The organism is Psychrilyobacter atlanticus DSM 19335, from assembly GCF_000426625.1.
Taxonomy (GTDB): domain Bacteria; phylum Fusobacteriota; class Fusobacteriia; order Fusobacteriales; family Fusobacteriaceae; genus Psychrilyobacter; species Psychrilyobacter atlanticus.
Map to the genome: position 1 here is coordinate 1,881,496 of NZ_KE384547.1, position 12,151 is coordinate 1,893,646.

The window sequence follows — 12,151 nt, forward strand, 5'->3', positions numbered from 1 at the left end:
ACCAAAATTTAATTTCATTCCTTTTTCCAGTATTTTTTAAAATAAATTCTTAATTTTTATAAAAAAAAGAGTAGAATGTAATAGTGAATTAGAATGGAAAAGAATGAATATTTTAAAATTACACATATATAGGTACCAACTTAAAGAAACAAAGACATTTGTCCTATATATCATAGATTAATCGTTATAGAATGATTAAAAGTATAAAAATACAGGGAGGTAGTTATGAAAAACATAGATAGAGCTATAATCATCGTACTTGATAGTGCTGGTGTAGGAGAATTACCTGATGCTAAAGATTATGGAGATGCAGGGGCAAATACCTTTGGTCATATTGCAAGTTCTACAGGTGGTATTAGTCTACCTAATATGGAACGATTAGGTCTAGGAAACTTAACAGATATAAAAGGAGTAGCTGAAACTACAGATTGTTGTAGTGGTAAATCATTTGGAGCTTATGGAAAAGCAAAAGAAGCTTCTAAAGGAAAAGATACTACAACAGGTCATTGGGAAATTGCTGGAATTATCAATGAAACACCTTTCCCAACGTATCCAAATGGATTTTCAAAGGAAGTTTTGGATGAATTAGAGAAAAGAACAGGAAGAAAAGTTCTTTGCAACATGCCATATTCAGGGACTAAAGTTCTAGATGATTATGGAGTTGAACAAAAAGAAACTGGAGCTTGGATAGTTTATACTTCAGCTGACCCTGTACTTCAGATAGCAGCCCACGAAGAAGATATTCCTCTGGCAGAGCTGTATAAAGCGTGTGAAATAGCATTAGAAATATGCGATGAGATGGCTCCTGTAGCTAGAGTAATTGCAAGACCTTATCTTGGAGACGGCGTAGGAAACTATGCAAGAACTCCTAACAGACATGACTATTCAGTAGTTCCACCAAAAGCTACACTTTTAGATAAGATTAAAGATAAAGGTTTAGATGTAGTCGCTGTTGGAAAAACAAATGATATCTTTGCAGGTGCAGGAGTAACCGATACTCGTGGAACAAACCTTGATAACATGGATGGTATTCATAAGACTATAAAAGCCATCAAAGAGGATACTAAGGGACTTATTTTTACAAACTTAGTTGACTTCGACATGAATTTTGGACACAGAAGAAATCCAGAAGGATACAAAGAAGCACTAGAAGAATTTGACAATAAATTACCTGAGATTGTAGATGCTATGAAAGAAGGAGATCTTCTGATATTAACTGCCGATCATGGATGCGATCCTACATATGAAGGAACAGATCATACCAGGGAATATATTCCTGTTCTTACATATGGACACGGATTAAAAAAAGGAGTAAACTTAGGAGACAGAGAGTCATTTGCCGATATAGCTTCCACTATCGAAGAGCTGATCTTAGATTCAAATGAACTTCCTGGAACTAGTTTTGCTAAAGATCTATTTAAATGTTGTGATAATGGTCACCATAATCATGGAAAAAATCATAAATGCAAATGTAAATAAAAATAAAACTCCTCCTTCTTATGTTTTCTCAGAGAGAAAACATAAGAAGGAAAGAGCACAAAATTAGGAGGAAATAGAAGATGAGTATACATATTAACGCAAAAAAAGGTGATATCGCAGAAACAGTATTACTACCAGGAGATCCACTTAGAGCAAAATGGATCGCTGACACATTTTTAGAAGATGTAGTGTGTTATAATGAAGTTAGAGGAATGTATGGATATACTGGTACTTATAAGGGAAAAAGAGTATCTGTTCAGGGAACTGGTATGGGTGTTCCGTCTATCTCTATCTATGTAAATGAATTAATTAAAGATTTTGGAGTAAAAAACTTAATCAGAGTAGGGTCTGCCGGATCTTATAGAGAAGATATTAAAGTAAGAGATATCGTTTTAGCTATGTCAGCTTCTACAAATTCAGGATTAAACAGAATCAGGTTTAATGGTGCAGACTATGCCCCTACAGCTGATTTTGATCTAATGATGAAGGCTATCAAATCTGCTGAGGAAAAAGATATCAAAGTAAAAGCTGGGAATGTATTTACTTCAGATGAATTTTACGGAGATAACTTCGATGACTATAAAAAATGGGCATCATATGGTGTACTATGTGTAGAGATGGAAACAGCTGGTCTATATACTGTAGCAGCTAAACACGGAGTAAAAGCTCTTACTCTACTTACTATCTCTGATCATTTGGTGACTGGAGAGGAAACTACCTCTGCTGAAAGACAAACTACTTTTGGTGGAATGATCGAAATAGCACTGGGTACTTTATAAAAATAGAGTGACTCTGCACACATAAAAAATAAAATTATATGTTATAATACAAAGGGCATACCATCTGGTGTGCCTTTTGATACCCTTGGGCAACATGACGTTGTATCCAGTTATACATAATTTAAATTTATAATTTCTTAGACAATAAAAAAAGAGGTGAGAGTATGTTAAATGAAAAAGAGATATTAGAATTAATCGACGAAGCTATCGTAGCTCGTGAAGGTGCATATGCAAAGTTTTCAAATTTTAAGGTAGGAGCTGCTCTAATCGACGATAGAGGTAACCACTATTCAGGGTGTAACGTAGAAAACTCCTCTTATGGGTTATCTATGTGCGGCGAAAGAAACGCTATCTTCCACGCTGTTTCCAAAGGGCTGAAGAAGATTAAAGTTATAGCTGTTGTAGGAGAGACAGAGGGTCCTATCTCACCATGTGGTGCCTGCAGACAAGTTATAAATGAATTTTCTACTGAAGATACCATTGTCATAATGGCAAACATGAAAAAAGAATATAAAGTAGTCAAATTTACCGACCTTTTCCCCTATGGATTCAGATTATAGGTGATTAATAAAAAAACATTAAAATTCTTCGCTTTTCGCGGAGATTTTTTTGTACTTAATTTTTTTCAACATTATATGACGTTTATGAGCTCATCAATAATCCTTTAAATATTGATATTATTGACAGTAATCAAAAATGACTATATAATAAATGATTGAAATTATTATTTATGTCACACTTAAAAACATTATGTACATATATATACTGGAGGAATGAAATGAAAATAGTTATTGCTGGTGGGGGAGATGTCGGAGTAAAGATCGCCGAGAAACTTATCTATGAAAACCACGACGTTACAATTTTAGAAAAAGATCCACAATTAATCAGAACATTACAAAGTAAGTTGGATGCCATGATCATACAGGGAGATGCAACTAATATCAATACCCTTATTGAGGCAAACATCTTAAGTGCCGATTCTTTTATCGCAGTTACAAACAGTGACGGGGATAACCTTATCGCTTGCAGTATTGTTAAAAAATGCTGTAAAAATAACATCTCTATAACTTGTAAGATCGACAGTTATTACCAGTATTTTAATGAGAAATATCTTTCTCCTAATGATTTTGGTATAGAAACTATTATAAAGCCGCTAGAAATTACTGTTGCAAAAATTATGGAACTTATGAATAATCCAAATATATTTGAAATCATGAACTACGCAGACAATATGGCTCAACTAGTAGGGGTTAAAGTTAAAAGAGATTTCAAACATAAGGGAATACCTATCTCTGAAATTTCTTCAAAAGATAATATCTTTTCCAAAGTTAGGTTAGTAGCCATACAAAGAGAAGGGAAAGTTATCGTTCCAAAGGGGCAGGATGTAATCTATCCTAAAGATAAATTATATTTAGTCGGTAAGACAAACATTGTGAAAAATATAGTTGAAGAACATTTTTCCAGCCCTATGAATTTAAAAAATATAATTATTGTTGGCGGAACTAAGCATGCCATCGAACTTTCTAAGGCTCTCAATAAATCAAAAAAGAACATCACAATCATTGAAGAGGATAAATTCAGATGTAAAAAATTAAGTTTCCTATTAGATAATGTCCTAGTCATGAATGGATCGGCTACTGATTCCCACTTGATGGATGAAGTCTCTATAGAAGATTCTTGTGTAATCAGTATGAGTGATAACGATGAATATAATATCTTATCGGCATTTACAGCAAAAAAATACGGTGCTTCTAAAACTATGTGTATGGTAAAAAACAGCTCTATCGTAAACTTGATCAACAACCTTGATCCCATCGATACTGTATTTTCTCCCCATGCACTTACAATTGGAGATATCTTAAAATATACTAGAAAAACTGACCTTTTCTCAGTCTCTCCATTTACAGAGATTGATGCAGAGACAATAGGTATAAATGTTACCCAAAATTCACCTATCCTAGATACTCCTATAAAGGATATTAATTTCCCTAAAAAATCCATAATTGGTGTGATAATCAGAGACAATAACGTTATCATCCCTACTGGAAATGATCTAATAAAAATGGGAGATAAAGTCATTGTATTCTTACTTCCAGAGGCAATATATGAGGTAGAAAAGATGTTTACTGCCCCAAAATTTGGAGGTAGAAGATGAACTGGAGCTTAATAATAAAAGTACAGGGTTATCTTTTACTTATCTTAGGAATTATGATGACCTTTCCTCTTATGATCTCATTTCATTATAGTGGAGGAGATCTAGGGGCTATAGCTCTTTCTATTGCAATAACTTTAATTACCGGATTAGCTTTTATATTTATATTTAAATCGGATAAAAAATTTAAAGCTAAAGAAGGATTTGCAAGTGTTTCATTGGGCTGGATTTTGGCCGCTCTCTTTGGAGGCCTGCCATATTTTTTTCATGGTTCCTTTGGGCCGTATATAAACTGTGTTTTCGAAGCAATGTCAGGATTTACTACTACTGGTTCTACTATCTTATCCGATATTGAATCTATTCCCAGAGGGTTATTGTTTTGGAGATCATTGACTCATTGGCTGGGTGGAATGGGAATAGTTTTATTCACCATCGCTATCTTACCTATGTTTGGAATCGCTCCTGGGCAGCTTTACAATGCAGAAGTTCCAGGACCTACAAAAGATAGGTTGAGTCCTAAAATAAAGGACACTGCTAAGATATTGTGGCTCATCTATATCGGTCTTACTATTATTGAAACTATATTTTTGATGTTTGGCGGAATGGATCTTTACACAGCTGTTAACCATTCGTTTGCTACTGTAGCTACAGGCGGTTTTTCTACATTAAATACCTCTGTATCAGGTTTTAACAGTGTTTATATAGAGATAGTTATAACTGTATTTATGTTTTTAGCTGGAGTTAACTTTGCACTTCATTTTTACCTTATCAAGGGAAGATTTAGAGATTTTCTTAAAGACAGTGAACTGAGATTTTATACAGCGGTAATTACTATTACAACTATCCTAATCTCGTTGAATATATATTTTTCTTCTGGAATAGAAAAATATACCGTAAATTATGGTCGTGCACTCCTTGATTCTGCATTTCAAGTGGTATCTATTACTACCACAACTGGATTTATGACTGCCGATTTTAACCTATGGCCTTCATTTTCTGCCCTTCTCTTGGTGGCACTTATGTTCTTTGGTGGTTGTGCCGGATCTACAGGGGGCGGAATGAAACAAATTAGAATATTAATACTATTTAAACACCTATACAATGAAATAAAAAAATTAGCACATCCTAGAGCATTTTTCTCCCTGAGAGTAGGAGAGGAACATGTGGAGAATCACGTAGTTAGAAATGTCTTGGGATTTTCAATATTATTCGTATTTATCTTTGCTGGATCTACACTTTTCCTGGCGGGAATGGGATATGATATTATCACAAGTTTTACTGCTGCTATCTCTTGTCTTGGAAATATTGGACCAGGGCTAGCTCGAGTAGGAGCTATTGAAAACTTTGGATTCTTTGATCCATACAGCAAGGGAGTCCTTATCTTTTGTATGCTTTTAGGTAGACTGGAGATATATTCAGTTTTAATATTAATTTATTCTATGATATTTAGAAAGAGATAGACTGTTCCTAATAGACGCTCTTATGTGACTATAAATAAAAAATAAATAAGAATATAAAAATGCTGGTGGAAATCATCAGCATTTTTATATTCTTAAAATTTCATGGCTAAACTATTGATAAAATGATATAATTATAGGTAAATAAAAAAATGTAAGACAAGGAGATTTATTTTGAAAAAAAATATGAAAATAAAAAGAGATACAATATTAAAAGTAAAGGAAAAAATGGAGTTAATGGAATTTTTAACTTTCCACCTACAAGGAAAGAGTAAAAATAACTTAAAATCATTGCTTACCCATGGTCAAATAACTGTAGACAGCCAAATTGTCAGTCAGTTTAATCATGTTTTAGCAGTTGGTCAAGAGGTTAAAATTAACTGGAATAAGGATAGAGATGTAAAGAAGATGCAGGGAGTTCAAATCTTATTTGAAGATGATAATATCATCGTTGCAAATAAAGATGCAGGTATCCTGTCAGTATCTACTGGTGGCAGAGATGAAAATACTGCCTATAATAAATTGAAGGATCATGTTAAATCAAGTAATCCTAAGAATAAGATCTTTATCGTTCACAGATTAGATAGAAATACCTCTGGAATAATGATGTTCGCTAAAACCGCCGAAGCTCAACAGCTTTTACAAAGTGACTGGAAGAAATATATTGTCAGCAGAAAATACTCTGTATTAGTAGAGGGAAAAATTAAAGATGATAAGGGAACTATCACATCTTGGTTAAAAGAGAATACTGCATTTGTAGTTTACTCAAGTAAAACAGATAACGGTGGAAAAAAAGCCATCACAAATTATGAAGTTATCAAAAAAACTAATAACTTCACACTACTAGAGGCATCCCTTGAGACTGGAAGAAAAAACCAAATCAGAGTACATATGCAAGACCTAAAGCATCCAATTGTAGGAGATAAAAAGTATGGTGCTGATGGAAATCCAATCAAAAGAATGGGATTACATGCTAGAGTATTAGAGTTTATTCATCCAATAACAGGAAAAGAATATAAGTTTGAAACTAAGATCCCTGCTAGTTTTGAAAAAGTGTTTAAAAGAATGAGAAAGAGATAATCAAACTCTTTTCTTATATCTCTATCCTAACTTACAGGAGGTTAAAATGTTTGAATATTTAGATGGTAAGATCACCATAAAAAAAATGGGTTATGTTGCCATAGATGTAAATGGTTTAGGTTACAAGGTATTTGTATCCCTTCAAACTTTAGATAAAATTAAACTAGATGAAACTACAAGACTGTATATCTACAATCATGTAAAGGAAGATATGTTTAAGTTAATTGGATTTGCTGAGGAGAGAGAAAGAGATTTCTTTGAGATCCTTATCAATGTAAATGGAATAGGGATGTCCCTTGGTTTGGCCATCCTATCTACATTCACTATTAACGATCTAAAACAGATAATTGCCAATGAGGACACAAAATTACTTACTAAGGTTCCTAAATTAGGAGCTAAAAAATCTCAAAAACTAATAGTTGATGTGAAAGATAAGATGAAAAATCTTCAACTTGTAGACAATATTGATACTGGTACTGGTAGTATCAAGGCTCAGTTAGAAGAAGATATCTACCTGGCTTTAGGTGCTCTTGGATATTCTAAAAAAGATATCGATAAATTTGTCACTTCTAAGGATATAGAATCATATGACACTATAGAAATGGCTATAAAAGATATCTTAAGAAAGATAAGTAAATAATTTTATATTAATAAATTTTGTGAGGAAATTATGTATTATAATGAATATTTTAAAAAAACTAAATTAAATGGAGATGACATGAACGGAATTATTTGTATTGATGGTGTTGTAGGAGCTGGAAAGAGTACTCTAGGGGATATTTTAGCTAAAGAATTAGGAATTTCATTATTTGAAGAACCTGTCTTAAATAACCCTATTTTGGATAAATTCTACTATGATAAAAAAAGATATAGTTTTCCTCTTCAAATATTTTTCTTGAACAAGAGATTTAAGATGATAAAGGAAGCTAACTTATTAGATGGTTGTGTTATGGACAGGAGTATCTATGGTGACGTAATCTTTGCTAGGATGCTTATGGAAGATGGAGATATGACTCCTGAAGAGTTTGAACTCTATGAAGAATTACTTTATAATATGCTAGAACATCTTTCTCCTCCTAAACTAATGATCTATCTAGAGTCATCTGTAGAAGGTGCTATTGAAAAGATCTCTAGAAGAGGTAGAGACTACGAAAAGGTTGTTCCTAGGACTTATTGGGAAAGTTTGAATCAAAATTATGAAAGTTATTTCAACTCTTATAATCTTTCAAACATCTTGAGAATCAATGTGGATAATGTAGATATAAAAGAAAATCCCCAGGACAGGAAATGGTTTATAGATACAGTTAAAGCAAGATTAGATGAAATCAACTCAAAATAAATAGTAATTTTAAAAGAGGTATTTTCTATAACTAGAAAATACCTCTTTTTTATTTAATCTGCCAATAACGGCTTTATACTATTTAAAATTACACTTCTGATATTTTCACTTTTTTTACTCAGCTCTTCAATCATTTCCTTTACTTCTAACCTCTTGGAATCTTTACTTGTCTCATATTCACATTCAGATTTTAATATCGGCAATTTTATCCTACGAGCATACTTAATTATGGTACTTTCCTCTATATACGCCATAGGTCTTATAACCTCTACCCCATGTTCCTTTGACATATATCTAGGTTTCATTACTCCTAAGTTTCCCTGATAAAAGGTATTCAATAAAAATGTTTCAATAATATCGTCTTTATGATGCCCCAAGGCTAATTTATTGATATTTTTTTCCTTCATCATTCTATAGAGGATTCCCCTTCTCATACGTCCACACATAAAACAAGGATTTTTCATCTTATCCTTTCCAAATAAGATATCCTCTAAATTAGTTTCTTCTACGATCAGTTCTAACCCTAAAGATTTACAATAGTCTTCAATTTCATTTGTTGCAATGCTTTTTTGCTTAGGGTGGATATGAATAGGGATTATCTCAAAGTTCACTCTGGTTATCATCTTTACACGAACTAATACATTTAGAAGGGTAAGACTGTCCTTTCCTCCTGATACTCCTACCGCTATCCTGTCTCCCTCTTCAACCATATTATAGTCACACATAGCCTTTCCAGCCAGACTCCAGATACTTTTATTAAACCCCTTAGATTCAATATAAGATGTAACCTCCCTTCCATCTAACTTTGAAAATCTTAATTTTAAACCTGTAAGTTTTTCTATGGATTCAGCTGTTTTTACCCTTCTTTTTTCATTTAAAGGAAACTTTATCTCATAGTTTTCCCCAATATTTTTTATAATCAGTTCATCCTCTATAATTTGAAACCTAAAGTTTTCATATTTTAAATTATCTAAATCTTCAATTCTTTCTATTTTCATTCTGACTCCTCATCTGCTTTTTAGGTAATACCCTTTCAATTTCTACTTATCCTTCTTATTTCCCCTTGTATAACCAAACACATAATCTAAGTTTATATTTTTCATGGAATTAAATATACTCTGCTTTATATTTGGATTTGTAGCTTCTAAAGTCTCCAATAATTTTTTCAGTTCTGCTCTTTTAGAATCAGTTTTTTCCCCTTCTACAGGACAGCCACAGCTCATTGGTTTTATCCCATTCCATTTAGTAAAGTTTATTATATTAGCTTCCTTCACATAGACTAAAGGTCTGATTATAGATAGTTTTCCACTGGTAGAACTTACCTTGGGGATCATAGTTTTTATAGTTCCAGCATAAAACATATTTATCAAACTAGTTTCGATTACATCGTCAAAATGATGTCCTAGGGCTAATTTATTACAACCTAATTCCTCTACTTTTTTATATAGTACTCCCCTTCTCATTTTTGCACATAAAAAACACGGGCTTTCCGGATTTTCTTCAAAGGCTACTTCCCAGACATTGGCATCAAAAATCTCACATGGGATCTCTAATTCCTCTAAGTTTTTTTTAAACTGCTCTATATCCATAGATCCAAACCCCGGATTCATAGAGATAAATTTAAGCTCAAAATTTTTAGTTCTATCCTTGGCTAATTCCTGAAGTAATTTACAAAGTAGTAGACTATCCTTTCCTCCTGATACTCCTACAGCTATCTTGTCCCCATCTTCAATCAAATCAAAATCCTTTATAGCCTTGACAAACTTCCTCCATATTTCTTTTCTATAAGTTTTTCTCAAGCTGTCAGTTGCCATCTTTCCACGACTCTCAAATCCATTTAAATCTGTATTTTCCACATCTAATATCTCACAATTTTTATTCAAAATTCTTCCTCCATCGGTAATTTAAAAATCTCATCTTTTCGTTAACTCTCTAAAATCAGAAAAAATCAAAATAACAATCATTGATTTTTTTGTCTGATCCCAAAGAAAATTGAGGTTTAATTTCTAATTATATTTACTTCTATTATATCACACCCTCTAAAAGTTGACTAGATTAGGAAAGATTTAATAAAAAAATTTAATTTTTTAAATAGTTTTATTAAGTTTTTTTATTGAATTACATATATTGAATATATTGTTATTATTTTCAATTGGAAAAAGTTTCTTTATATACAACTTTTATCAAATTTGATACTAGAAAAGAAATACGATTTTAACGGATAAATTATAAAGATTCTTAAAACTTGATTAAAATAACTAAATCATTTAAATAATATATTTTTATTATTATAATTCATCATGATAGGATATTTATATAGCACAAATTACTTACAAAAGGAGATATAAATGGACAGTAGTAGTAAGAAAACAAGTTGGAAAATGTTAGCCTTAATGGGATTTACAGTTGTTTGGGGATTTGGGAATGTAGTAAATAACTATGCTAATCAAGGGTTAGCAGTTGTTGTTTCATGGATATTGATATTATCATTATATTTTATTCCCTATGCATTGATGGTTGGAGAGATGGGTTCTGCTTTCAAGGATAAGAGTGGAGGAGTCTCTAGTTGGATAGGTTCTACATATGGACCAATGTTAGCATACTTTGCAGGATGGACATACTGGGTAGTGCATGTACCTTATTTAGCTCAAAAACCACAGAGTATATTAGTAGCTCTCAGCTGGGTATTTTTTCAAGACGGTGATTTAGTTAAAGGTGTAAATCCTATCTTATTACAATCTATTGTTTTAGTCATTTTTATAATTTTTCTTTGGATCGCTTCCCGTGGTGTCACTTCTTTAAAAAGAATTGGAGCATTGGCAGGAACAGCTATGTTTATCATGGGAATCTTATATATTCTAATGATGCTGGCAGCCCCATCTCTTGTAGACCTTAAATCGGCTACTACAACATGGGACGCATCTACACTTATGCCTTCATTTGATTTTAAGTATTTCACTACTATCTCAATGTTAGTGTTTGCTGTAGGAGGGTGTGAAAAATTATCTCCCTATGTAAAAGAAATTAAAAACCCTTCTAAAAACTTCCCTAAGGGAATGTTAGCCTTGGCTATCATGGTAGGAATTTCTGCACTTTTAGGTTCGGTAGCTATGGGAATGATGTTTAATAGTGATCTCATCCCTGCTGATTTAAAGATGAATGGACAATATTATGCATTTAAATTATTAGGAGAATATTATGGTGTTGGGAATTTCTTAATCATACTATTTGCAATAGCAAATACATTAGCTCAAATATCAGCTCTTATGTTTTCTATAGATGCCCCTCTTAAGATCCTTATAGGAGATGCAGACAGAAACTTTATTCCAAAATCATTTGCTAAACTAAATAAACACGGAGCTCCAATTAATGGATATAAATTAACAGGTATTCTGGTAAGTATCCTGATAATAATTCCTGCTATTGGGATTGGAAATATGAATACATTATATAACTGGCTGCTAGATCTTAACTCTATAGTTATGCCTCTTAGATATTTATGGGTATTCCTAGCTTATATGGCACTTAGAGGATTTAAGAGGAACAAAGATATATCTAAAAACAGTGATTACATCTTTATAAAAAATGATAAAGTTGCCTACCTTGTAGGAGCTTGGTGTTTTGCTTTTACAGCCTTTGCTTGTTTAATGGGAGTTTTCCCAAAGGGTCTTGTATTATTTTCATCTGAATGGTTTTTCCAAATCACTCTAAATATTTTAACACCTGTGGTTTTAGTAGGTCTAGGGTTTATCCTTCCTAAGATTGCAAAGAAAGAAAATAAATTAGAAGAAGCTTTAAATACTGAGATGCAAGCATAAAAAGCTACGTAACGTTGCATCCAGATAGGCACTTTTATATATAATAA

Annotated in this window: 11 protein-coding genes; 9 read left to right on the plus strand and 2 right to left on the minus strand. The window is 32.5% G+C overall.

Annotated elements, in window-relative coordinates; genetic code table 11:
* Positions 1-225: 225 nt before the first annotated feature.
* The 8 genes from K337_RS18150 (at position 226) to K337_RS0109530 (ending at position 8,286) form a co-directional block, all read left to right on the plus strand.
* Positions 226-1,479 (plus strand): phosphopentomutase, encoded by a 1,254-nt coding sequence (locus K337_RS18150; RefSeq protein WP_051251698.1) that lies wholly within the window; start codon positions 226-228, stop codon positions 1,477-1,479.
* A gap of 80 nt (positions 1,480-1,559) precedes the next feature.
* Entirely contained in the window at positions 1,560-2,258 is a 699-nt protein-coding gene (deoD, locus tag K337_RS0109500; protein WP_028856403.1) for a purine-nucleoside phosphorylase, read from the plus strand.
* A gap of 164 nt (positions 2,259-2,422) precedes the next feature.
* Entirely contained in the window at positions 2,423-2,818 is a 396-nt protein-coding gene (cdd, locus tag K337_RS0109505) for a cytidine deaminase (protein ID WP_028856404.1), read from the plus strand.
* A gap of 218 nt (positions 2,819-3,036) precedes the next feature.
* A complete protein-coding gene (gene trkA, locus K337_RS0109510) occupies positions 3,037-4,413 on the plus strand; it encodes a Trk system potassium transporter TrkA (protein WP_028856405.1) in 1,377 nt (458 codons plus the stop codon).
* Positions 4,410-5,870, plus strand: a complete 1,461-nt coding sequence (locus K337_RS0109515; RefSeq protein ID WP_028856406.1) for a TrkH family potassium uptake protein — start codon at positions 4,410-4,412, stop codon at positions 5,868-5,870. Before trkA ends, K337_RS0109515 begins: the two co-directional genes overlap by 4 nt.
* 171 nt (positions 5,871-6,041) lie before the next feature.
* Positions 6,042-6,947 (plus strand): RluA family pseudouridine synthase, encoded by a 906-nt coding sequence (locus K337_RS0109520; RefSeq protein ID WP_245584880.1) that lies wholly within the window; start codon positions 6,042-6,044, stop codon positions 6,945-6,947.
* Between the two features lie 46 nt (positions 6,948-6,993).
* The gene (gene ruvA / locus K337_RS0109525) at positions 6,994-7,587 is read left to right on the plus strand and encodes a Holliday junction branch migration protein RuvA (protein WP_028856408.1); all 594 of its coding nucleotides are present in this window, start codon (positions 6,994-6,996) and stop codon (positions 7,585-7,587) included.
* A 30-nt stretch (positions 7,588-7,617) separates the two neighbouring features.
* Entirely contained in the window at positions 7,618-8,286 is a 669-nt protein-coding gene (locus K337_RS0109530) for a deoxynucleoside kinase (RefSeq protein WP_028856409.1), read from the plus strand.
* Positions 8,287-8,339: 53 nt separating this feature from the next.
* Here the strand turns inward: K337_RS0109530 and K337_RS0109535 are convergent, their stop codons facing one another.
* Both K337_RS0109535 and K337_RS0109540 read right to left on the minus strand, forming a co-directional pair.
* Positions 8,340-9,284 carry a tRNA 2-thiocytidine biosynthesis TtcA family protein gene (locus K337_RS0109535; protein WP_084140844.1) on the minus strand — a complete coding sequence of 315 codons (945 nt, stop codon included), beginning with the start codon at positions 9,282-9,284 and terminating at the stop codon, positions 8,340-8,342.
* Positions 9,285-9,326: 42 nt separating this feature from the next.
* Positions 9,327-10,100 carry a tRNA 2-thiocytidine biosynthesis TtcA family protein gene (locus K337_RS0109540; RefSeq protein ID WP_037029680.1) on the minus strand — a complete coding sequence of 258 codons (774 nt, stop codon included), beginning with the start codon at positions 10,098-10,100 and terminating at the stop codon, positions 9,327-9,329.
* A gap of 534 nt (positions 10,101-10,634) precedes the next feature.
* Here K337_RS0109540 and K337_RS0109545 point away from each other — a divergent pair.
* On the plus strand, positions 10,635-12,104 hold the full coding sequence (locus K337_RS0109545) for an amino acid permease (RefSeq protein WP_028856412.1): 1,470 nt from the start codon (positions 10,635-10,637) through the stop codon (positions 12,102-12,104).
* Positions 12,105-12,151 lie beyond the last annotated feature (47 nt).